The 21539-nt window shown below is 67.1% G+C and carries 21 protein-coding genes; 11 read left to right on the top strand and 10 right to left on the bottom strand.

The genetic code is table 11. The annotated features are described in order from the left end of the window. Window position 1: 1 nt before the first annotated feature. Window positions 2-913, bottom strand: a complete 912-nt coding sequence (locus BLU77_RS11580) for a DUF4349 domain-containing protein (protein WP_175477071.1) — start codon at window positions 911-913, stop codon at window positions 2-4. A 161-nt stretch (window positions 914-1074) separates the two neighbouring features. Beyond that, the gene (locus tag BLU77_RS11575) at window positions 1075-2292 is read right to left on the bottom strand and encodes an FAD-dependent oxidoreductase (RefSeq protein ID WP_245708825.1); all 1218 of its coding nucleotides are present in this window, start codon (window positions 2290-2292) and stop codon (window positions 1075-1077) included. Window positions 2293-2539: 247 nt separating this feature from the next. On the opposite strand from BLU77_RS11575, the gene BLU77_RS11570 reads away from it, so the two are divergent. Then, window positions 2540-2794, top strand: coding sequence for a type II toxin-antitoxin system PemK/MazF family toxin (locus BLU77_RS11570; RefSeq protein WP_245708824.1), 255 nt, complete (start codon window positions 2540-2542; stop codon window positions 2792-2794). A gap of 41 nt (window positions 2795-2835) precedes the next feature. Beyond that, complete coding sequence (locus tag BLU77_RS11565) at window positions 2836-3435, top strand: TetR/AcrR family transcriptional regulator (protein WP_089773316.1); 600 nt, start codon at window positions 2836-2838, stop codon at window positions 3433-3435. 42 nt (window positions 3436-3477) lie between these two features. On the opposite strand, the gene BLU77_RS11560 is transcribed toward BLU77_RS11565, so the two are convergent. Next, on the bottom strand, window positions 3478-4488 hold the full coding sequence (locus BLU77_RS11560) for a GDSL-type esterase/lipase family protein (protein WP_089773315.1): 1011 nt from the start codon (window positions 4486-4488) through the stop codon (window positions 3478-3480). 150 nt (window positions 4489-4638) lie between these two features. Further along, window positions 4639-5664, bottom strand: coding sequence for an Lrp/AsnC family transcriptional regulator (locus BLU77_RS11555; RefSeq protein ID WP_089773314.1), 1026 nt, complete (start codon window positions 5662-5664; stop codon window positions 4639-4641). A 129-nt stretch (window positions 5665-5793) separates the two neighbouring features. Here BLU77_RS11555 and BLU77_RS11550 point away from each other — a divergent pair, with 129 nt between their 5' ends. The 9 genes from BLU77_RS11550 to BLU77_RS11510 all read left to right on the top strand — a co-directional run bounded on the left by BLU77_RS11550 (window position 5794) and on the right by BLU77_RS11510 (window position 15832). Beyond that, window positions 5794-7161 carry a Gfo/Idh/MocA family protein gene (locus tag BLU77_RS11550; RefSeq protein ID WP_217632430.1) on the top strand — a complete coding sequence of 456 codons (1368 nt, stop codon included), beginning with the start codon at window positions 5794-5796 and terminating at the stop codon, window positions 7159-7161. Continuing rightward, window positions 7158-9362 carry an alpha-N-acetylglucosaminidase gene (locus BLU77_RS11545; RefSeq protein ID WP_089773312.1) on the top strand — a complete coding sequence of 735 codons (2205 nt, stop codon included), beginning with the start codon at window positions 7158-7160 and terminating at the stop codon, window positions 9360-9362. Before BLU77_RS11550 ends, BLU77_RS11545 begins: the two co-directional genes overlap by 4 nt. Window positions 9363-9543: 181 nt before the next feature. After that, window positions 9544-10317, top strand: a complete 774-nt coding sequence (locus tag BLU77_RS11540; RefSeq protein ID WP_089773311.1) for a creatininase family protein — start codon at window positions 9544-9546, stop codon at window positions 10315-10317. Window positions 10318-10448: 131 nt separating this feature from the next. Continuing rightward, a complete protein-coding gene (locus BLU77_RS11535) occupies window positions 10449-11303 on the top strand; it encodes a carbohydrate ABC transporter permease (protein ID WP_175477069.1) in 855 nt (284 codons plus the stop codon). Between the two features lie 62 nt (window positions 11304-11365). Beyond that, window positions 11366-12151 carry a carbohydrate ABC transporter permease gene (locus BLU77_RS11530; protein WP_175477068.1) on the top strand — a complete coding sequence of 262 codons (786 nt, stop codon included), beginning with the start codon at window positions 11366-11368 and terminating at the stop codon, window positions 12149-12151. Beyond that, window positions 12148-13482: an ABC transporter substrate-binding protein gene (locus tag BLU77_RS11525; protein WP_089773308.1), complete on the top strand. Its 1335-nt coding sequence runs from the start codon at window positions 12148-12150 to the stop codon at window positions 13480-13482. The genes BLU77_RS11530 and BLU77_RS11525 overlap by 4 nt, the downstream gene beginning before the upstream one ends. Continuing rightward, window positions 13454-14698: a hypothetical protein gene (locus tag BLU77_RS11520; RefSeq protein ID WP_139177746.1), complete on the top strand. Its 1245-nt coding sequence runs from the start codon at window positions 13454-13456 to the stop codon at window positions 14696-14698. The genes BLU77_RS11525 and BLU77_RS11520 overlap by 29 nt, the downstream gene beginning before the upstream one ends. 11 nt (window positions 14699-14709) lie before the next feature. Then, window positions 14710-15099, top strand: a complete 390-nt coding sequence (locus BLU77_RS11515; RefSeq protein ID WP_089773306.1) for a RidA family protein — start codon at window positions 14710-14712, stop codon at window positions 15097-15099. Window positions 15100-15112: 13 nt separating this feature from the next. After that, window positions 15113-15832 (top strand): GntR family transcriptional regulator, encoded by a 720-nt coding sequence (locus tag BLU77_RS11510; protein WP_175477067.1) that lies wholly within the window; start codon window positions 15113-15115, stop codon window positions 15830-15832. A gap of 126 nt (window positions 15833-15958) precedes the next feature. Here the strand turns inward: BLU77_RS11510 and BLU77_RS11505 are convergent, their stop codons facing one another. Genes BLU77_RS11505 through BLU77_RS11480 form a run of 6 tightly spaced genes read right to left on the bottom strand, consistent with a single transcriptional unit; the run spans window position 15959 to window position 21501 of the window. Next, window positions 15959-16840, bottom strand: coding sequence for an N-acetylmuramic acid 6-phosphate etherase (locus BLU77_RS11505; protein ID WP_089773304.1), 882 nt, complete (start codon window positions 16838-16840; stop codon window positions 15959-15961). Window positions 16841-16847: 7 nt separating this feature from the next. Next, window positions 16848-17705, bottom strand: a complete 858-nt coding sequence (locus tag BLU77_RS11500; protein WP_245708822.1) for a carbohydrate ABC transporter permease — start codon at window positions 17703-17705, stop codon at window positions 16848-16850. After that, window positions 17702-18661 carry a carbohydrate ABC transporter permease gene (locus BLU77_RS11495; RefSeq protein WP_089773303.1) on the bottom strand — a complete coding sequence of 320 codons (960 nt, stop codon included), beginning with the start codon at window positions 18659-18661 and terminating at the stop codon, window positions 17702-17704. The genes BLU77_RS11500 and BLU77_RS11495 overlap by 4 nt, the downstream gene beginning before the upstream one ends. Window positions 18662-18664: 3 nt before the next feature. Continuing rightward, the gene (locus BLU77_RS11490) at window positions 18665-18889 is read right to left on the bottom strand and encodes a hypothetical protein (protein WP_139177745.1); all 225 of its coding nucleotides are present in this window, start codon (window positions 18887-18889) and stop codon (window positions 18665-18667) included. Continuing rightward, entirely contained in the window at window positions 18859-20046 is a 1188-nt protein-coding gene (locus tag BLU77_RS11485; protein WP_175477066.1) for an ABC transporter substrate-binding protein, read from the bottom strand. The genes BLU77_RS11490 and BLU77_RS11485 overlap by 31 nt, the downstream gene beginning before the upstream one ends. Window positions 20047-20079: 33 nt before the next feature. Next, window positions 20080-21501, bottom strand: a complete 1422-nt coding sequence (locus BLU77_RS11480) for a sulfatase family protein (protein ID WP_217632429.1) — start codon at window positions 21499-21501, stop codon at window positions 20080-20082. Window positions 21502-21539: the final 38 nt, after the last annotated feature.

Below are 21539 nucleotides of genomic sequence, written 5' to 3'. Positions count from 1 at the left end.
TTCAGGCGCTCTCGTTCGGCACAGGCTCGGGGTTGTTCGGGTTCGTCGGGGTGTCGTTCCTCCGACGGCGCCGCTTGGCAATGACCAGAAGAAGCACTGCTGGGATGGCCAGCACCACCAGCCACGGCAGCAGCACCCCGACGGTCACCACGAGGACGCTGACGAACGAGACCAGAGCCTGCCACCCGGTCTGCAGGCCACCGAGGAAGCCGTCGGCGGTGACCTCCGGCAGGTCTTCCGCCGTCAGTTCCACGTGCAGGGTGGACAGGGCCACCTGCTCGGCCAGGTGCTCGCGCTGGGAGAGCAGCGACTCCAGCTCGGCCTGCCGCTCGCTCAGTGCCGCCTCGGCCTCGATCAGCTCCGCACTGGTCGCGGCCCCGGCCATGATCTCCTCGAGCCGTGCGGTGGAGGTCTCCAGGGCGCTGATCCGGGCGTCCAGGTCGACGAGCGTGCGGGTGACATCCTCACTGTCCTGGGAGACCTCGCGCACGTCGCCGAGGTCGGCGAGATCGGCAAGCATCCCTTCCAGCTCATCGGACGGGACCCGTAGTGTCATGCTGGCCGAGGGCAGGCTTCGGTACTCGTCGGTGTTCTCGCCCTGGTGGACCGAGCGGCTCTGCACGTGGCCCCCGACGGCGGAGGTCAGGGTGGCCAGGTCCGTCGCCGCCACCTCGGGATCGTCCACCACGACGGTCGCGTAGGCAGTGGTGATCACCTGACGCTCACCGGTCTGATCGACGTCGCGGCCGGCGGCATCTCGGTCGGCGACCGAGGCGCCGTCACCGGCCGCCTCCTGCTCCACCTGCGGTCCGGCCATCTCCCCGCCGCTGCTCGTACTGTCGGCGCCACCGCCCGAACAGGCTGCCAGCGCGGCAACGGCGACCACTGCCAGAATTCCCCTGATTCGTCTCATGCTGGAACGGTAGGCCGCCCGTGCGCCCGGCATAAGGGTGGCAGCGAGATCGTGCCGAAGGTGTGATGAGACCGTTGCGGCATCGTGCTCCGGGCTGTGAAGCACCGGCCGGTCTCGGCACAGGGAGCGCGGCTCCTGGGGTGTCGGCGATTGGGGGTGGGCTACGGCACGCGGGCGTCCGGGGTCGGCAGGTCGGCGAGCAACTTCCGGATCGGGCCCAGCGCCGTCGCCACACTGACCCGCTGCACCACCAGGTCCCGCACGATGGCCCAGACTCGGCTGCGCCGGAACATCAGCCGTGCCAGCTGGCGGGAGTTGTCCTGCGCGGCCTCCACGCGGGGGCGTTGGCGAGCCTCGAACGAGGTGAGCAGGTCGGGTGTCGAGGAGCCGCCGTCGGGCTGGTCCAGCATCCGCGCCAGCACCCAGGCCGACTCCATCGCCATCCCTGCCCCGATGCCCGCGGTGGGCAGGAATCCGGCGGCCGCATCGCCCAGCAGCACGGTGCGGCCGGTGGTCCAGCGGTCGGCGCGCACATCGTCGAGCGGCCAGAAGTAGGGGTCGGGATCGGCAAGCACTGCCTCGAGCGCTGCCTCTGCCCGCGGCCCAGGGGAGGGGACCTGGCGACGTATCCCCTGCACGAATGCTTCCGGCCCGGCCGCGGTGTCCTCCACGTCCCCGCCGAGGAACACGCCGATAGCGCCAGCCACGGGGTAGGTGCCGAGAAAGAAGTCGGTTCCCCAGAGTTCCTCCCCGAGGTCCATCGACTCGTCCTCGGGTGCCCACACCACCCAGCCGCCCCAGCCGGTCTCCACCCTGGTGGTGTCGGTCTCGAGCAGGTCGCGGGTGGTCGAGTTGATCCCGTCGGCGATGATCACGACGGCGAAGCTCGCCTCGGTCTCCTGCGGTCCTGTACGCAGGGTAGCCGTGACAGCGTCCGGCTCTTCTTGCAGTGCCGTGACGGTGGTTTGGCTGGTCACCGGGGCGTGGTCGGTGGTGAGGACGTCGAGGAGGTCGCCGCGGCTGATGCCGCGGTAGTCGCCGTACTGGCTGAGGACCTCGGCGATCGGGTCGGTGCGCAGGACCTTTCCGTTGCGGGAGCGCACCTGGTAGCGGTTCATGGGGACGCTGGCCGAGCGGTAGCTGTCACGGATGCCGAGGTCCTCCATGGCGGCGTCGACCATGGGCATCAGGGCGAGCATGTAGCCGCCGCTGATTGCTGCCGGGGCCGCACGCTCGATCAGGACCGGGTGCTGACCGGCGCGGCGGAGGAGCTGGGCGATCGCGGTGCCAGCGATGCCGGCGCCGACGATGAGAGTGGGCCGGGAGTCCTGAGCGGCAGCCTCCAGCTGGTCCTGTAGTGGTGTCTCGATGAAGCTCACACCGGCTCCCTCCGCGAATGTTGGACCAGGCGGTCCACAGCGACGGTAGCATGCTCCGTGGACCAGGTGGTCCACCGTCGCCTGTGCGGTCCGGCTGATGTGCCAGGACGAGATTGGTCGCGAGTTGGTCGAACCGCTGGCGGAGGACGAGACCGCGTGGCTCGATGCTGACGCCCGGTGATGTCGTCGAACGAGATCGTGGTACGCCGCTTGGCTCGGAGGCTGGGTTCATTCGGCTGCGATCGTCGTGACTGCCGCGAGGGTCCTGCGCAGCCGGTCGAACGTCGTCCAGGTAGTACCGCTGATGCGTACCGTCCGGCAGAGTGCTGTTGAGATCGTGATTGAGCCTGACGGCCACAATGGGCTCCATCGCCGGTGTTCAGCGCAGTGTCAGTACGTGAGATCGGTGGCCACGCGCCGTGTGATCGACCGCTGGGGAAACGTAGGCCCGCTTGTCCTGCGTCAGGTGCGCGGCCCGCTGTCGCTGGTGCTGGACACCTGAGTGCTCGACCGGCCGCGCCTGACTCCCACTACTCTCGCGGTATGCCAACCCCGCTGGATCGCCTCGACCCGGAACGTCGAGCCGCACTCGTGCGGGCCGCGGCGGACGAGTTCGCGAGTGCCGGTCTCGAAGGTGCGTCGCTGAACCGGATCATCCGCGCATGCGGGATGAGCAAGAGCAGCTTCTATCACCTGTTCGACGCCAAGCAGGACCTGGTGGTTCTCGTGATCGGCGACCTGACCGAGCAGGTGCGGTCCGGATTGGAGGTTCCCGCGCCGGACTCCTTTGCCGAGAAATTCTGGGAGGTCACTGAAGAGTTCCTCTCGCGATTGGAACGCGACCTCGTTGCTCATCCCGACGCCCTCCTGCTGGGGCGCCTCTTCTATGCCGCCCCGCCCGAAGGTGCGCAGACCGGTGTGGTCGCCGAAATCTCGGCCTGGGTGGCCCAGGTGCTCCAGATCGGGCGAGAGGTAGGAGCCGTGCGAACCGACCTCCCTGCCGAGTTGCAGCTCGGGCTCGTGGTCGCGGTGCTGCGAACCATGGACCAGTGGGCGGTGCAGGCGCTCGCGGACGAGGGCACGACTGCCGGGCTTGAGGTGGACGTGGTTCTCGATGCGCTGCGGCGGCTGCTGGCACCGTGACGGCGGGAGTGTATGCCGCCGCTGCCGGCCGAACTGGATCGCTCAGGAGGGGGCGCCCTGCCCAGCAATGCCGCCCAGAACCGGCCCGATCCGCTCGGCCATCAGCCGGTACCCCTCCGGGCCGGGGTGCAGCCCGTCGGGCATGAGATGGGCGTCGTCGGGGCCGATGATCTGCAGGCCGTCGACGATATGGAGATCAGGATCCCCGCGCTCGATCACGTTCGCGGCCGCCTCGCCCACGATCTGCCGAACCTCGGCGAGCGTCAGACCGCCTCCGCCCGGCTGCTGCTCCCGGTCGGGTGAGGCGATCGGCGTGATCACGGCGATCGGGGTGTCCGGGTGTCCCTCCCGGATCCGCTCGATCGCACCGGCCACCTGCGGGCCCAGGGTGCGGGCGTTGAAGGTGCCGCCGCCCTGGATGTTGATCCCCAGGCACAGGGAGATCAGGTCGGCCGGGCGGTCCCGGATCGTGCGGATGGCCGCCGGGTCGAGGTGACACTGGCCCCCGAATCCCAGCGAGGTCAGGTCCCAGTCGTGTGCGCGGGCGACGAGCGCGGGCCAGGTGCCGGTGGGGGAGTCGGCGCTGCGGCAATGGGTGATCGAACTGCCGTAGGTCACCCAGCGCAGCGCAGGGCGCCATCCGGACGCCCGGATCGGCGCATTGGTGCGGAGCGGGCCGAGAGTCAGCTCACCCCAGTGGGGCCACCAGATCTCGACCTCTTTCGAACCAGCGGGGAGGTCGGTGTGCACCTGACCGGATTCGTCGGGTAGCAGGCTGGCGACGACGGTGCCGCCGGCGACGATGTCGACCGGCCGACGATCTCCCTGGTCCTCGGTCGCAAGGATGGTCAGTTCCAGCGCGGTGGCGTCGGTCGCCAGCCGGGTGCACGCGCCCGACGCCATTCGCGCACGCGAGGCCAGCATCGGCGACAGCGTGTCGAGTCCGGCATCAGTGGGTAGCCGCCAGGGCTGCCAACGATCGGTGGCGCGGTGTTCCAGGCTCACCAGGCCGGTCCAGTGCAGTGCGTCGTCGTCCAGCGTGTACTCGATCATCGACTCCCTCTCGTCTGCGAGTTCCAGTTTTCCACGATGCCGATCCAACCAGACCCGCGTAACGTGCCGCGGATGCGTCCATGCTCGACCGGAGCGCCCGGCCCGCCCGCACCCGCAGAACGCTGACTTCTGCGAGCGTTCAGCGCACAGTCATCCCGGCGTGACCTCGCTCCGCACCCGCTCTGGATGTTCCGGGTCGTAGACGAGCGATGCTCGCTTGATCACCTGCAGGCCGTCCGAGACGTCGACGGCGGCCACGCCGGGGAGTCGCCCGACCTCCTCGGTGAGGAAGGTGTAGAGCGCGTCGTCGTCGGATGTGGCGATCTCGCCGCTCAGGTTCGTCAGCCCGGTCGTGGCCGCGATGTTCAGCACGTTCGGATGGGCGGCCAACGTCCGGCCGACCGCCTCCAGCCGGGCCGGCGTCACGCGCAACCACAAGGAGGCGACCACGGGCTGCCCGATCACCGCGGGCTGCACCACGGCTCGCAGCCGCAGCAGGCCGGCGGACATGAGCGCCTCGACCCGCCGGCGAGCGGTGGCCGGTTGGATCTGGAGCTGCTCGGCGAGGTCTCGCCAACTACGCCGCCCGTCGGTGCTGAGCAGGTCGACCAGCGCCTGATCGAGCGCGTCGATGGGTCGCGTATCGCACGGGCGATCCTCGGACCAGTGATCGAGCCGCTCCGCGCGCAAAGTGGCCAGGGTTGCCTCCGGCACCAGACCTGCGCACCAGCCGTGCGGAGTGGAGAAGCGGCGGATGATCTTCGATGTCGAACTTCCGGTCACGCCGCGGACCTGGGTAAGGCGACCGTTGAGGAGCCCCATCAGGTGCTTGGTGGACTGCACGTGCAACTGTGCGGTGCAGTCCAGATCGCCCCCGACGACCGACACATAGCCCGATTCCGGCCATTGCGCGACCGCCTGCGCGACGTCCGCACTCGCGCCCGGGACGCACCGCAACCGGAGGAACACGGCAAACCCGTAGCCGGCGCGCTGCTGGTCGATCACGCTGACCACCCGGATCAGCTGCCGCTCGAACAACGAGTTGAGCCGTCGTGACACGGTCGGCGCACTGGTTCCGGCAGCGGCGGCCAGGGTGCTCATCCGGCACCTCGGATGAGCCAGCAATGCCGCTACTACCTTCCGGTCCAGTAACTCAAGTGTATCCGTTTCCACCATTGTGGATAGCGACAGTATCACTATCGTTCATTTCGTCCGGTCTTCTTGCATCCGGGTCATCGCGCGATCAAGCATGCATCTGTACCGACCGGATCCAGAGCAGGGCGGGCGACGGCGAGGATGAGCGTGATGACTGCAGTGACATTGAGCGTGGTGGGCGCCGGGCATCGAGGGGCGGAGGCGTACGGCGACTACTGCCTGCGCTACCCGGACCGCGCCCGCGTGGTGGCGGTCGCTGAACCGGACCCGGTGCGTCGTGCGGAGTTCGCCGAGGACCACCAGATCCCCGCGGAGCGGCAGTTCGCCACCTGGTCCGATTTGCTCGCCCACGACCGTCTCAGCGACGGTCTCGTGGTGGCGACCCCGGACCTGATCCGCGCCGGTCCGGTGGTCACCGGTGCCCGTAAGGGCTACGCCCTGCTGGTGGAGAAGCCGTTCGCCCCCACCGAGGAGCAGCTGGATGCGATGTCAGCAGCGATCACCGAGACCGGTGCGTTCGTCGGGGTCGCCCACGTGCTCCGGTACACGAACTTCTACCGCACGGTGAAGCGGCTCATCGACGAGGGCACCATCGGCAGGCTGATTCATATCGACCAGACCGAGGACATCGGCTACTGGCACTTCGCGCACAGTTACGTGCGCGGCAACTGGCGCCGCGCCGACGAGTCGAGTCCGATGCTGCTGGCCAAGTCCTGCCACGACCTGGACCTGCTCACCTGGCTGATCGACGAACCAGCCGAGTCGGTGTCCTCCTCCGGAACACTGACCCACTTCACACCCCAGCACGCACCAGAGGGCGCCCCCGAGCGGTGCACGGACGGCTGCCCCGCCGCCGACACCTGCCCCTTTTACGCCCCGCGCCTCTATCTCGACCGGCTCTCCGGCCACCACACCTGGCCGGTCACCGCCGTCACGAGGGACACCAGTGACGCCGGCCGGCTCGCCGCCCTGCAGGACGGTCCGTACGGCCGGTGCGTGTACCGCAGCGACAACAATCAGGTGGACCACCAGGTGGTGACCATCTCCTTCGCTACCGGCGTGCTCGCCACCCTGCGTATCGGTGCGTTCACCGCATCCAACACGCGCACGATCCGGATCCTGGGCTCTCACGGGGAGATCAGTGGGCGGCTGGACACCGGTGAGCTGGAGGTGCGCCGGTTCCTGCCCGCTCGCGGAGACACCGTGCACGAGTGGTCACGGTGGGACCGAGACGTTCAGGGCAGGTCTGGCCTCCCTGACGATGAGACGTGGACGATCTCCGCCGGGCCCACATCGGACCCGGACCTGGCCGATCGCCCGGGGCGACGGGAGAGCGACGGCCATGCCGGTGGCGACGACGGCTTGATGCACGAGTTCGTCGAGCAGGTGCAGCAGTGGCGGTCGGGGCAGACCGCCGCACTGCCGACCGAGCTCCGTGATGCCGAGCGCAGCCACCGGATCGCCTTCGCCGCCGAACGTTCCCGGCACGCCGGGCAGACGGTGGAGCTGACAGCATGACCGCTCCCGTGAATGTCCACGCGGTCGAACAGCTCGCCCATCGGGTGCTCGGCAATGCCCAGGCTCTGCTGGTCACCCACGTCGACGGCGAATCGCCAGGCTACGAGTACGCCGCCCGGGCCGGCGTGGTTCAGGTGCGAGCGACCGACACGCCTGCGGCGTGCGCCGGACTGTACGCCTATCTCAAGGACATCTGCGGGGTGCAGGTCACCTGGGACAGCGCGCTCCCGCTGTCGGTCGACGGCGGCTGGCCCGACGCCGCCCCGGTGCGGCGCTCCACACCGGCCGAGCACCGCTACTACCTGAACGTGGTGACGACCGGCTACTCGGCGCCGTACTGGGACTGGGAGCGGTGGGAGCGCGAGATCGACTGGATGGCGCTGCACGGCATCACCACCCCGCTGATGATGGTGGCCCATGAGGCAGTTCTGGCCCGGGCGTTCACCGAGCAGGGCGCGGACCCGGACGACGTGCGCACCTGGCTCGGCTCCGCCGCTCACCTGCCCTGGACCCTGATGGGCTGCACGAACGCCTTCGGCGGACCTGTGCCCGCCGCATGGTTCGACCAACGCCTGGACCTCGCTCAGCGCATTCTTGCGCGGCAGCGCGAGCTGGGCATGCGTGCTGTGCTGCCCGCGTTCGGCGGGCACGTACCGGACTCCCTCGCTGGTGCCGACACCCCGCGCACCACCTGGCAGGGCTTCTCCACGGCCTTGCTGGATGCCCGCGAACCGCGGTTCGCGAGGGTTGCCGATGCCGTCACTCGCGCGCAGACGGAGCTGCTCGGGACCGATCACCTCTACAGCGCCGACCCGTTCATCGAGTCCATCCCCCCGACCGGCGAGCCGGAACGCCTCGCCGAGCACACCCGCGCCGTCTATGCCGGAATGGCCGCGACCGACCCGGACGCGATCTGGGTGATGCAGGGATGGCCGTTCCACTACCACCGGCAGTTCTGGACCACCGAGCGAATCGCCGCCGTGACCGGTGCCGTGCCCAGTGGCCGACTGCTGGTGCTGGACCTGTGGGCCGAGCACGCCCCGGTCTGGAACGACGGTCGCGGCATCTCCAGCACCCCGTGGTTGTGGTCCGCGGTGCACAACTTCGGCGGGCGGTTCTCCGTGCACGGCGACCTGCACGGCCTGACCCGCGACCTCGGCGGCGTGCTCGACGCTGCCCGGGAGGGGCGGCACGAGGTCGGCCAGCTGGTCGGCACCGGGCTCGCGATGGAGGCGATCGAGAACAACCCGGTCTTCTACGAGCTGGCCACCGACCTGACCTGGCACACCCCGGAGGTGCAGACCTGGGTCCATGACTACGCGTGGCAACGCTATGACCTACGGCACGCTCCGCCGTCGGCGAAGGAAGCCGCCACCCGCGCGTGGCACCTCCTGGTGACCACGCTCTACCGGCCCGGGGCGAGCAGATCCATCCCCTCCCCGTTGATCGCACGCCCGTGGGACGTGGATCCGCCGTTCGCGCGCCAGCGCAGCGCGGGCGAGTTCCTCGACCCGGACGCCCCGGTGCTGATCTCGGCGAATATCGACGCTGAGTCGGACCCGACCGTGGAGGGTGACCTCCCGGCGATCGCCGAGTCTGCTGGCCATCTGCTCGAGGTGGCCGGCAGTACGGGTGCCTCGCCTGCGCTGGCGAACGACCTTGTGGATGTCCTCACCCACCTGATCGCGCAACGCAGCCGCGCCACGATCCGCGCCCTCTCGGCGGCCGCCCAGGCGGCCGACCTCGACGGCGTCGCTCACCACGGCGGGATCCTCACCCGAGCGTTGGCCGACCTGGACCGGCTGGCCGGGACCCAGCGTGAGCGGCTCCTGGGCACCTGGCTCACCGATGCGGCGCGCTGGGGCGGTGACGCCGGCGAGCAGCAGACGCTGGTGCGCGATGCGCGCCGTCTCCTGACGGTGTGGGGCGAGCAGACCTCGGGCCTGCACGACTACTCCGGTCGTCACTGGGCGGGCTTGCTCGGCGGGTTCTACCTACCGCGCTGGCAGATCTGGATCGACTGGCTCACGAAGGTGGCCACCTACGGCGGTCAGGGCGATCTCACCGACCTGCGGGACGCCGTCGTGGGCTTCGAGGAGTCCTGGGCGGACCAGGTGACCATCGGGCCGACGGAGCCCAGCGGTGACCTGACCGCCATCGCGACCGAACTGCTCGACCGCTACGGCGACACGATCGGCTGACCTCACCGCGTTCAACACCGGCAGCCTCGGTGCGCCCACGGAGGCCTACCCGCGTGCTGCCCGGCCGGGCGCGCCAACCCGATCAGGTGCGCCGCTGTGGGAGCACACCATCCGGAAACCTGCGGGACCGCACCTCAGCACGCATACTTGACAATGGATTATGCATAATTAGGCTGAGGTCATGCCAAGCACACTCTTGTTCGGGGAGCTCACCCGGGATTCCCTCAGGGCACTGTCGACCGAAGCGATCGCGCTGGTGCCACTCGGAGCCACCGAGCAGCACGGGCGGCAGTTGCCAGCGGCCACGGACACGATGATCGCCTCGCACCTCGCCGAGTCGGCAGTACGCCTGGTCGGGGATGACGCGAAGGTTGTCCTGTGCCCGGCGATGCCGTACGGATTCTCCGAGCACCATGTGCCCTTCGGTGCCACCATCAGCCTGGATAGCGACACCTACATCCGGGCCCTCGCCTCGATCGGAAGGTCGCTGTCGAAGAGCGGGTTCAAGCGGCTGATATTCCTGAACGGCCACGGTGGAAACGCCGCCCCAGGAGCTACTGCGGCCGATCGTCTGGTCACCGAACTCGGACTGAACCTGGCGGTGGGGGTGCTGAACTACTGGGACTGCATCGACGAGAGCGTGCTGGCGAGCCTCCCGATGCCGGCTCCCGGTCACGCGGGCCAGTTCGAGGCGTCATTGCTCAGCGCCCTCCGCCCGGAACTGGTGCGAGCGCTGCCCGAGGACCGGGGTGCGGAGATCGACGATGCCTCGCGGCCCCTGAACGTGTCCGACCGCATGACGGGCACCACCCGCTTTCCGCAGATGTGGCAGGCCTCGGACGGAGTCACGGACACCGTGTCTCGCCCCGACCCTCAGCTCGGATCTGAACTGCTGGAAACGGCCAGCGTGGCCATTGCGGAATACATCAAGTCCTTCGACGCCGCCACCCGCTGACACGTACCCCACCCGGAAGCCAATGTAGGTTCTCTATGGAAAATATGGACACGGCACGAGCCGTACCAACGAAGATGCGTCGACGTTCTAGGCGGACTGTCTACCGTTCCATCTGGGGCACGGTCATGTCCTTGCCCGTTCTCGTTCCCTTTATCGTCTTCGGGATCGTGCCGCTCGCGTGGCTGCTGGTCATCAGCGTGACCGACTATGACGGGTTCCTGCAGATGAGCTTCGTGGGAGCCGAGAACTACGTCGAGGTGATGGGCGATTCACGCTGGTGGCGGTCGGTGGCGAATACGCTCATCATCGCCGTGTGCGCAGTGGTGATCCAACTGCCGATCGGATTCGGTCTCGCAGTGCTCCTCAACGCGGCGAGCAAGCGAATTGCCACCACGTTCCGTACCGTGTTCTTCCTGCCGTACATCATTCCCGCAATGATCTGCGGCGTTCTCTTCGGGTTCCTTGTCGGGCCGACGCGTTTGGGCATCGTCAACGACCTCCTGATGAATCTCGGACTAGTGGACAGTCCGGTCACTTTCTTGGGCACTCGGGTCGGCGCGCTGGCAGTTATCGTCATCGCTACGGCATGGATGGAGTTCGGGTTCACCTTGCTGCTGTTCCACGCGGGCTTGCAGTCGGTGCCGGAGGAGCTCTACGAAGCGGCGGCGCTGGACGGTGCCAGCCGCTGGCGCAGCTTGGTGAGCATCACGCTGCCGATGCTGCGCCCGATCATCAACGTCATCTTGCTGCTCGCGATGGTGTCCGTGATGAAATCCTTCGATGTCGTGAAGTCTCTGACCAATGGTGGCCCGGCCGGGGCCAGTGACGTCATGTTTACCCATATCTACGACCTGTTCTTCAGTCAACAGATCTACTCGCGGATCGGATACGCCTCGGCAGTGTCGGTCGTCGCCAGCGTGATCATCGCGGTGTCCGTGGGCGTGGTGTTCCTCATGATCGGTCGCGGCCGAAAGAAGGGCGCGTGATGAAGGGTTATCGTTTCCGGCGCACAAGAATCGCCGTACTCCTCGTTCTGATCGTCTGTGCGGTGAATACTCTCTTCCCGATCCTGTACGCGATCTCGGGTTCGTTCAAGACGCTCCCGGAGCTATCAAACGCAGGATCGCGATTGATCCCGAACGACCCGACGTTCCAGAACTATCTGGATGCCCTGACCGAGGCGAACTTCTTCCAGGCATTCACGAACAGCGTCATGGTCACCGTGTCTGCGACGGTCATCGGGACGATCGCCGCGGCGATGTGTGGGTACGCCTTCGCCAGAAAGATGGTTCCGGGGTCGAAGCTCTTGCTCGTGCTGATGGGTGCCGGGATCTTCCTCGGTGCCGGCACCGCGACGATCTATCCGCGGTACGTCATGGCGCAGGCTCTGGAGATCAACAACCTGGTCGGGGTGGTCGTGCTGCAGCTGGCCGAGATCACGCTGCTGACGACCTTCCTGGTGCGGGCCTACTGCCTGGACATGGGTGAAGAGGTCGAGCACGCGGCCATGATCGACGGATGCGGCACCTTCGGCGCCTTCTGGCACGTAGGGATTCCGTCCATGCGACCCATCTTGACCACGGCGGCGGTCCTGACCTTCCAGTGGTCGTGGAATAGCTTCCAGGTGCCGTTGGTGTTCACCCTGTCGCGGCCGGAGCTCCAGACGCTCACAGTCAGTGTCTTCGCCATCAAATCAGCAGGTGGCGATGGCTTTGGCCAATACACGATCCTGCTCGCCGGTGCGGTGATGGCGGTGCTCCCCATCGTCGTGGTCTACATCATCGCGCAGCGATATTTCATGGACGGTCTCACAGCAGGAGCCTTGAAAGGATGAAGACAATGCATAAGCGCAAGGTCGGAATGGTCAGCATGCTGGCTGCCACAGCGTTGGTGGCTGCCGGGTGCTCCGGTGGCGGTGATGACGGCGGTGTCCCGGTCATCACGATCTGGGTGCAGTCCAGCAGCGAGACGGCAGTGGACGAACGCTGGGTCGAGGACTTCAACGAGGAGAACGACGACGTTCAGGTCGAGTACCGGAGCATGCCGTCCGACCGATTCGCCAACGACCTCATGCTTGCGATGCGAACCGAGGAGGGCCCGGACATCTTCCACGGTCCCTCACCCGCGGAAGTGGTCAACCCCGGTTTCGCGCTTCCGCTGGAGCAGTATCTCTCCGACGACACACGCGCCGAGTTCGACGGGTACCTCGACGGGTCCTTCGACTACATCATCCAGGACAGCATCTACGCACTCCCGTACAAGTTCAACGGCACGCGGCTGCTGATCAATCGGGACCTCTTCGAAGAGGCGGGCCTCGACCCGGATTCGCCACCGCAGACGTTCAGCGAGGTGCGTCAGACCGCAGCGACTATCACCGAGTCCTCAGGTGGCAGCGCGTATGGGTTTGCCGTGCCGCTGGCGTGGAACGGGGTGTACCAGAACCACATCGAACCGCTGGCGATGGCGGTCAACCCGAACCTGACCCGCGTGGGACTGTTCGACCGTGAGCGGCAGGAGTTCGCGATGGAGGAGTTCGAGCCGATTCTCCAGCTCTACCGCGACCTGCAGGCCGATGGCTCGATGTTCCCGAGCGTCGGCACTCTGAACCGGGACAGCCTCCGCAGCGAGTTCGCCAACGGGCAGGTGGGTATGTACGTCGGCAGCTCGCTCGAGGTCGGTGTGATGAACGATGCGTTGGACACCGACATCGACTGGGATGCGGTCCAGGTGCCGATTCCGGATGGTATGGAGTATCAGCGCTCCAGCGGGACCGTGGTGGCTGGCGGCTTTGTCAGCTCGCAGACCGAGGATCCCGAGCTGGCCGTGCGCGTCTACGAGGAGTGGTTGAGTGCGGACCGGACGTGTGAGCTCACCGAGGAGGGTCACATCATCCCGGTGCTGGAGAGTCTGAACGAGTGCGTGCCCAGCGATATCCAGGGCTACGAGCAGTTCGTGCCGTCTGAGGAGTACCTGGACACTCCGGACCCGATCGCTCCCGGGAACGCGCTGCGTATCTCCGGGACCCCGTACGAGGAGATCATCGCCGAGCTTTCGGTGACCGATACCGATCTCGCACCTGCGCTGGAGGAGCTCTCTACCCGCTACACCGAGGCCTACCAGGAGGGAGTGGACTCAGGTGAGCTCGACCCCGGCAACTACAGCTGAACACAAGGCGACCCCGGCGGGGCCGAAGCCGAGGGTGGCGGTCATCCTCACGACCTACTTCCGCGGGTCGCACTCTGACGTCGTCGTGGGTCGGCTCCTGGACGGCTACATCTTCGAAGGGAAGCACCAAGAGCCCCAGGTCGAGGTGGTCTCGGCGTACCTGGAACTGCTCGGTGATCCGTATGGCGGTGACGATCCGCGCCATGACATCGGCGTGGGACTCTTCGAGCAGTTCGGGATTCCGATGTTCGACTCGGTCGCCGAAGCCCTCGGTCTCGGTGAGCCCGGCGTGGCCGTGGACGCCGTACTGGTGATCGGCGAGCACGGCGGTTACGAGGAGAATATGTACGGCCAGCGTCTCTATCCGCGTAAGCGGCTGGTCGACGCGGTGATCTCGACGATGTGGGGTGCCGGACAGTTCGCTCCGGTGTTCACGGACAAGCAGCTGGCCTGGCGCACCCGAGACGCGTTCCGGATGGTCGAGGACTGCCGACGCTTCGGCGTACCGCTGATGGCCGGTTCGAGTATCCCGCTGGCCTGGCGGACCGGGGATGAGACCTGGCCCGCCGGCGCGACCATGGATGCCGCAGTGGTGGTCGGCTTCGGTGGTGCGGACATCTATGGCACGCACCTGCTGGAGCTGGGCCAATCGTTCACTGAGCGCAGAGCGGGCGGCGAGTCCGGGGTCGAACAGGTGCTCGGTCTCACCGGCGACCAGGCTCGAGCTGCGTTGAACGAGGGCCGGGTCGACCGAGGCCTCTACCAGGCGGCGCTGGCGACGGTCGACCTGAGCCCGGAGCACGAGGCCCGGATAGCCGAGTCTGGGATCGATGTCTTCGAGGTGATCCACCGCGACGGGTTGCGGACCTGGATCGTGATCCACGAAGGACTGAACCGCTTCGGGGTCGCGGCCCGAGGTCCGCACATCAGCACTGCGACCCGTGTGTGGGCTCAACGCGGACCAGCGTTCGGGCACTTCTCCTACCTGGTGCGCAACATCGAACGGTTCTTCGTCAGTGGGAAACCGGCTTGGCCTACCGAGCGGGTTCTGCTGGTCAGCGGCATCCTCGACGCCGCGATGCGGTCAAGGCATGCGAGCCAAGCAGAAGGCACTCCTGCCCCGGTGGCGACGCCCGAGTTGGATACCACCTATCAGCATGACGACAGCGCCGTGATTCACGCACATGGTCTCCCCGTGATTGCCGACTCGGAATGAGAGGAAAGTAGATGAGGTTCGTAGTCTCCCCGGAGGCGCCCAGTCCGGCCGGTCCGTACAGCCATGCCGTGGTGGTCGGAGGATTCGTCTACACGGCGGGGTTCGGCCCGCAGCACCCCGAGACGGGTGCGGTGGCCGATGATGTCGTGGAACAGACCCGCCAGGTTCTGGAGAACCTGCAGATGGCGCTTCACGCCGTCGGGTCCGACCTTGGCCAGGTGGTCAAGACGACCTGCCACCTCAGGCATCCCGAACGGGACTTCGCCGAGTTCAACGTGGCGTACCGCGAATTCTTCGATGAGCCCTATCCGGTTCGCACCACGGTGGGATCTGAACTCCCGGGGATCCTGGTGGAGATCGACGCTGTCGCCGTGTCGGCTGACACGGCCGAAACAGCGTAGGCATAATGTGGCGATGACTGATCCGATCTTCCGTCTGGCGCTGGGAGGCTCCGGTCAATCAATGGTCGATCGGATCGAGGGCACGCTCTCGGATGCCATCCGCAATGGAGACCTGCCCGGCGGACACCGGTTGCGTGAGATTCCCATCGCGACCCAGTTCGATTGCTCGACGACGCCGGTCCGAGAGGCCATCCGGCGTCTCGCTTCTGCGGGCCTGGTGACGTTGGCACCGCGCCGAGGGGCTGTCGTGAGCGCGATCTCGACGGACGAGATCGAGGATCTCTACGAACTTCGCATGCTCGTCGAGCCCGCGATGGCTCGCCGTGCGGCGGAAGAATCCTCCGGTCGCCCTGAGGCGCTCGATCGATTGCGTGACCTCGTTCGCCGGCAGACCGAGCAGTTGGAGTCAGGCGAGGTTGGCGATGGCCTGCTGGATGCGTCGGTTCATGCGGCCATTGCCGAACTCGCAGGGAACGTGATCATCGCTGGACACGTCTCGAATGCCACCCAGCAGGTGGAGGCGGTGCAAGCACGCGCACGCAAGTGGGCGCCCAGGGGCCTGGAGTCAGCACTGCACTTCCACACCCGACTACTGGAGGCGATCGACAGCGGTGACGCTGATCTAGCGGAGTCCGTGATGCGCGAGCACCTTGTCGAAGCGCAGGAGGGTGTCGTCACCGGTCTGGAACGACAGACCGACGACGCGGTGCTGCGGCCGGACGGCGCGGTCTGAGCGAGGCCGGGTGGCGGCATTCGGAGAAGACTGGGCCGTACTGGTCTTCGTCCTGACTGGCCCGGGACGCCGTATGGTCTCAAGGCTCACCACAGCAGGTTCCGGGCAAATGGGAGGGTGTTCCTTTCACGTCAGCGCACGCACAGCCGCCCGCACGGTGCCACTGACGGCCAGCGCCTCTCGGGCAGGCTCAACCTCAACTCCGGAGAGCATCGCCGTCAGCGCGACCGGGAGCTCGCCGTCGCAGGTGGCGAGTGCCGTGCGGCAGTCGGCTTCCGGTGCCTCGGTGGCCATGGCCAGGATCCGAACGGCTCGTTCGTCGAGCTTGGAGTTGGTGGCCACCATCTGCACCATGAGGTTGGACCAGGTGCGCCCCGCACGCATCATCAGCGCCGTGGAGAAGGCGTTGAGCAGCACCTTGGTGGCGGTGCCGGCCTTCAACCGGGTGGAACCGGTGAGCGCCTCGGGACCTGTTGCTGCCTCGATCGCGAGGTCCACACTGTTGCTGAGCGAGGCGCCGGCGCGGTTGGCGATCAGCGCCGTGTAGGCACCGCGACGGCGTGCCTCAGCGAGGGCGCCGCGGACGTAGGCGGTGCTGCCCGATGCGGTCACGCCGATCGCCACGTCGTCGGAGGTGAGGATCCCGGCGTCCTCGGCACCGGCCGCTTCAGCGTCCTCCCGGTCGATCGAGGAGTCCAGCAGAGCATCGGAGCCACCGGGGAAGTGGGCCGTGAACAGGCCCTCCACGCCGAACGTGGGCCGGGACTCGGTGGCATCCAGGAATGCCAAGCGTCCCGAGGCGCCGGCGCCGAAGTAGTGGATCCGGCCACCTGCCCGGATTTGCGCGTGCGCTTGCTCCACCAGGGTGGCGAGCTCGGCGGAGACGCTCATGGCAGCGCGCACGCCGGCCAGGTCCTCGGTCAGGATCGCTTCGATCGTTGCCTGAGGTTCCCAGGTGTCGATGTCGACAGTTCCCGGGTGGCGGTCCTCGGTGGAGTCGGGCCTCATCTGCTCCTCACTTCTCTGCTCCCGTCGCCAGGCCGCTGATCAGCAGCCGCTGGGCCAGGACGAACAGCAGCACCACCGGGATCGTCACCACGATCGAACCCGCCAGCAGGATCGTCACCGGAGTGTCGAACTCGGTCAGCTGGGCGATACCCAACGGCGCGGTCCACAGGTCACGTGACTGGACCAGGAACAGCAGGGCGTACAGGTACTCGTTCCAGGCGATCATGAAGATGTACATCGCTGTGGCAGCGATCCCGGGGAGGGCGATCGGCAGGACGATCCGCCAGATCACCCCCAGGATGGAGCACCCGTCGATCATGGCGGCGTCCTCGATGCTGGCGGGTAGCGCGATGAAGTAGTTGCGCAGCATGTACAGCGATACCGGCACGGTCAGGGCGACGTAGACGATCACCAGACCCGCCAGGCTCGAGGTGAGTCCGGCACGGCTGAGCAGCACGAACAGCGGTACTGCCAGCACGATGCCGGGGAACATGTAGACGGCCACGATGATGGCGTTGCCCACGCTGCGTCCGGAGAAGCGGATCCGGGCGGTGGCGTAGGCGCCCAGGATGCTGACGAGGATCGAGGCGAGCACCGTCCCCGCGGCCAGGATCAGGGAGTTGAGCAGGAACCCGCCCAGGCCGTAACCACCATCAGCGGTCGATCGCAGCGCCTGCACGTAGGCGTCAATACTGATCTCGTCCAGGCTCGGCACGATGCTGAGCGGGTCGTTCAGCGCCGCGGCGAACGGCCGCAGGGAGAGTAGGACGCCGTACAGCACCGGAGCGCAGGTCAGCACCATCGCCACGATGATGATCGTGGCCCGCAGTACCCGGATGGAGGTTGGCTCTCGTACCGCGCTCACAGCGCCTCCTTCCGTCGGTTCGTCAGAGCCCACGCGATCCCGAACACGGCCAGGATCGCCGTCATGCACAGGCCGTATGCCGCGGCACTGCCGACGTCGGCGCGCACGGTGAGCTGCTTGAACACCTGCACGGCCATCACCTCGGTACCGCCCGCGCCCTGGGTGAGCAGGTAGATGTCGTTGAAGTTCTGGAACGACCAGATGAACCGGAGCAGTACCAACACCATCACCACGGTCCGCAGCTGCGGCAGCACGATGTGGGTGAGGCGCTGGCGGGCGTTCGCGCCGTCGATCGCGGCGGCGTCCTCCAGCTCCGCAGGGACGTTCTGCAACCGCGCGGTGACGAACAGGAACGTGAACGGCGTCGACTTCCAGATCTCGAACAGGATCACCATGGTCAGGGCTACTGGCACAGACAGGCTGCCGAGTTGCGCCGACTTCGTGGTGAGGAACGCAATCGGCGCCTCCCAGCCGAGTACGGAGGTGCCGAAGGAATTGATGATTCCGTACTGGGGATTGAGCATGGTGCGCCAGATCGTGGCCGCGGCGATCACCGGCAGGACGTAGGGCACCAGGAAGAGCGCCCTGACCACGTGCTGGCCGCGGAACGGTTTGCGCATCGCCAGCGCCACGATCACACCGCCACCGATCACCCCGAGTGTGGTGAACACCGCGTACGCCGCGGTGGTGCCTATCGCGCTCCAGAACTGCCCCGACCGGAGTGCGCCGGACATGTTGGCCAGCGACCAGTCGATCGTGCCCAGGCTCATCTGCGAGACGTCGATCAGCCGGAATTCCGCGAACGCGAACACCACCACGGCGCAGAACGGGATGAGGATGACCAGGGTGATGGCCAGGTAGGACGGTGCGGAGAGTAGGTACCCGTGGAGGTTGGCGCGTTGGCCCCGGTTGAGCCGGGACCCCCGTGCCACCTTCGTTATGCGTGCGTCGGTCATCTCCTAGCCGAGCTCGTCCTGCAGAGACTGGACGCCGGCCGCCATGTCTGCCACCACCTGTTCCGGGTCCGTGCCGGAGTAGAGCGGGTCGAGCTGCTCCGCCAGGGTGTGCTGTGCGAACACCTCACCGGCGACCACTGCGTCGTCGGTGCCGAAGCCCCAGCGGGAGACAGCGTTCATACCGTCGCCGAGGGCGGTCACCAGCTCGTCGCCGTACAGATCGGCCACTGACTGGTCCGAGCCGCCCATAGGGAGGGTGCCCCAGGAATCGAGGTACTCGGTCGGGTTCTCGGCGTTGCCGGGGCGCAGCGGGATCCGACCCTCGGGGCGGTGCCGAGCATGGCGCTGTACCCGTCGCTGAGCATGTACTCCACGAACTCACTCGCGCCCTCGGCGTTCGCACCTTCGGGGATTACGTAGTTCAGGGTCGTGCCGTACTGTGCCGGGTTGTTCTCGTCCAGCACCGTGATGAACCCGGTGTTCTCCCGAAGGAAGTTCTCGTCATCAGCGCACTCGTCACAGGTGAGCGGGTTGTCGGCGTCGAGACCGGCGAGCTCGTCCAGGATGTGCGTGGAGAACAGCAGGAATGCGGCGTCGCCGTTCAAGTACGCCGAGCGTGCGCTGAGCACATCGAACGGTCCGGCAGCGCTGGAGTCGGCGAGCGTCGCGAAGTGCCCGGCGGCCTCGGCGCACTCCGGCGAGTCGACGGCGACCGTACCGTCCTGCACCAGCTCGCACCCGGTCTGCTGGAAGGTCGACTCGATCGCCTCGGTGGACGATGCTGTCCCCGCCTGAGTTCCCATCGCCATCCCGGTGATCCCGACGTCCTCCCGGACGGTCCTCGCGGCGTCGGCGAGCTCGCCCAGCGACGTCGGCGGGGCGATGCCGGCTTCGTCGAGGATGTCCGAGCGGTACGCAATCAGGTGGACCCAGCCGTCAGCCGGGATTGCCTGGTACGCGTCATTGATCGTGACGAAGTCCAAGGACTGTTGGTTGAACGTGTCGGCGCCGAGACTGTCGATCACCGACGTGGCGGCGTCGGAGTTGATCAGCCCTTGGGACTGCCAGGCGCTCAAGTCGGGGGCATGGAGCGCCACATCGGGGACGTCGCCGGAGGCTGCGCCGGTGATGAGGGCCTGGTTCTGGTCGGCGCCCGCCATGGCGACGACCTCGACCTCGATTCCGGTCTCATCGGTGAATTGCGCGGCAACCTCCTGCTGCGCGGCCATCCGGTCCGGCTGGACGTGCGGAGTCCAGAACGTGACGGGACCGTCCGCGGCGTCGCCGCCATCGGTGCCGCCGTCTCCGCCACCTGAACAGGCAGCCAGTGCCAGACAGGATGCCAGCGCTGCTGCTGCCGTGCCGGTGAGTCGTCCGTCTCTCATGGTCTTGCTCCTTTGCATCGCGTCGGTCGTTGTCTAGGAGGCGCAGGCGAGGTGCTGCAGGCTCGGCGGTGGTGAGTCATGGGCCTCACGGATGGACACCACGAGCAGCTCGGTCAGCTCGTCACGGATCTGTGCGTAGGCGGGGTCGTGGTAGCAGGATCGCAATTCCTGCGGATCGGACTCGAGGTCGAAGAGCTCCCACTCCGCGGGTCGCGGATCATCGATCGCGCCGGTCACGCCAAGTGCCTCGCCGTAATAGTGGATGAGTGCGTAGCGCTCGGTGCGCACGCCCACATGCGCGCCCACACCGGCCTTGAGGTGTTCCCAATAGCGGTAGTAGACGTGCGTGCGCCAGGGAGTGGCCTCGCCACGGCACAGCGGCCGCAGGCTGCGCCCCTGCATCCGATCCGGTGCCTCGATCCCGGCGAAGTCCAGGAACGTCTGCGCCAGATCGAGGTTGAGGGCGAAGTCGGTGCTGACGGTGCCGGGCGGGATCTCGGCCGGGTAGCGCATCACGAGCGGGATGCGCATCGAGTCGCTGTACATGAAGCGTTTGTCGAACCAGCCGTGATCGCCGAGGAAGAAGCCCTGGTCGCTGGCGTAGGTGACCAGCGTGTCATCGGATTGCTCGGTGGCGTCCAGGTAATCCAGAAGGCGGCCCGTGGTGCGGTCGATCCCGGCGACGCAACGCAGGTAATCGCGCATGTAGCGCTGATAGAACCACGAGGTGCGCTCCTCGGCCGTGTCGAACGCCGGGATCGTGGTCTTCACGTCCAGCTCGTCCAAGTCGCGGCCCACCCGGATCGCGGCCTCGCCCGCGGCATCAGCCCGTCCTTCGTAGTCGTCGAAGAGAGTCGACGGCTCAGGGAAGGTGACGTCGGTGTAGAGGTGCTGCTCGTGCGGACCCGGGAACCACCGCCGGTGCGGGGCCTTGTGCCACAGCAGCAGCAGCCAGGGTTGTGTGCCGTCCTGCTGATCCAGCCAATCGAGGGCAAGGTCGGTGAGGACGTCGGTCACGTACCCGGGATGCTGGGTGCGTCCGGCTGGGCTGATCAGCTCGGGATCGTCGTACTCGCCCTGGCCGTCCAGGATCTGCCATTCGTCGAAACCGTCGGGGTCGTGCCCGGCGCCGTGCCCCAGGTGCCACTTGCCGAACAGTGCCGTGCGGTATCCGGCGGCCTGCATCAGTGCCGGGAAGGTCGGCTGGGTCGAGTCGAAGGGTGTGGTCAGGGTCATCATCCCGTTGCGGTGACTGTGGGTGCCGGTGAGGATCGACGCCCGGCTCGGGGCGCAGAGCGCATTGGTGCAGCCCGCGCGGTCGAATCTGACGCCCTCGGTGGCGATGCGGTCCAAGGAGGGCGTCTCGTTCACCTGGCTGCCGTAGCAGCCCATCGCGTGCGCGGCGTGGTCATCGCTCAGGATGAGCACGATGTTCGGTCGGCGACTATCGGGCACGGTGCGCACCTCCGGGAGACAAGGATGATGCAGCGAGA

Origin of the sequence: Ruania alba, from assembly GCF_900105765.1 — a bacterium.
Taxonomy (GTDB): domain Bacteria; phylum Actinomycetota; class Actinomycetes; order Actinomycetales; family Beutenbergiaceae; genus Ruania; species Ruania alba.
Note: the sequence above shows the minus strand (reverse complement) of the source record. Positions and strands in the feature narration are given on the sequence as shown.

Coding starts and splice junctions, on each gene's coding strand:
- BLU77_RS11580 (WP_175477071.1), bottom strand. CDS start 913: ATGAGACGAATCAGGGGAATTCTGGCAGTGGTCGCCGTTGCCGCGCTG.
- BLU77_RS11565 (WP_089773316.1), top strand. CDS start 2,836: ATGCCAACCCCGCTGGATCGCCTCGACCCGGAACGTCGAGCCGCACTC.
- BLU77_RS11560 (WP_089773315.1), bottom strand. CDS start 4,488: ATGATCGAGTACACGCTGGACGACGACGCACTGCACTGGACCGGCCTG.
- BLU77_RS11555 (WP_089773314.1), bottom strand. CDS start 5,664: ATGGTGGAAACGGATACACTTGAGTTACTGGACCGGAAGGTAGTAGCG.
- BLU77_RS11550 (WP_217632430.1), top strand. CDS start 5,794: ATGACTGCAGTGACATTGAGCGTGGTGGGCGCCGGGCATCGAGGGGCG.
- BLU77_RS11545 (WP_089773312.1), top strand. CDS start 7,158: ATGACCGCTCCCGTGAATGTCCACGCGGTCGAACAGCTCGCCCATCGG.
- BLU77_RS11540 (WP_089773311.1), top strand. CDS start 9,544: ATGCCAAGCACACTCTTGTTCGGGGAGCTCACCCGGGATTCCCTCAGG.
- BLU77_RS11525 (WP_089773308.1), top strand. CDS start 12,148: ATGAAGACAATGCATAAGCGCAAGGTCGGAATGGTCAGCATGCTGGCT.
- BLU77_RS11515 (WP_089773306.1), top strand. CDS start 14,710: ATGAGGTTCGTAGTCTCCCCGGAGGCGCCCAGTCCGGCCGGTCCGTAC.
- BLU77_RS11510 (WP_175477067.1), top strand. CDS start 15,113: ATGACTGATCCGATCTTCCGTCTGGCGCTGGGAGGCTCCGGTCAATCA.
- BLU77_RS11505 (WP_089773304.1), bottom strand. CDS start 16,840: ATGAGGCCCGACTCCACCGAGGACCGCCACCCGGGAACTGTCGACATC.
- BLU77_RS11495 (WP_089773303.1), bottom strand. CDS start 18,661: ATGACCGACGCACGCATAACGAAGGTGGCACGGGGGTCCCGGCTCAAC.
- BLU77_RS11485 (WP_175477066.1), bottom strand. CDS start 20,046: ATGAGAGACGGACGACTCACCGGCACGGCAGCAGCAGCGCTGGCATCC.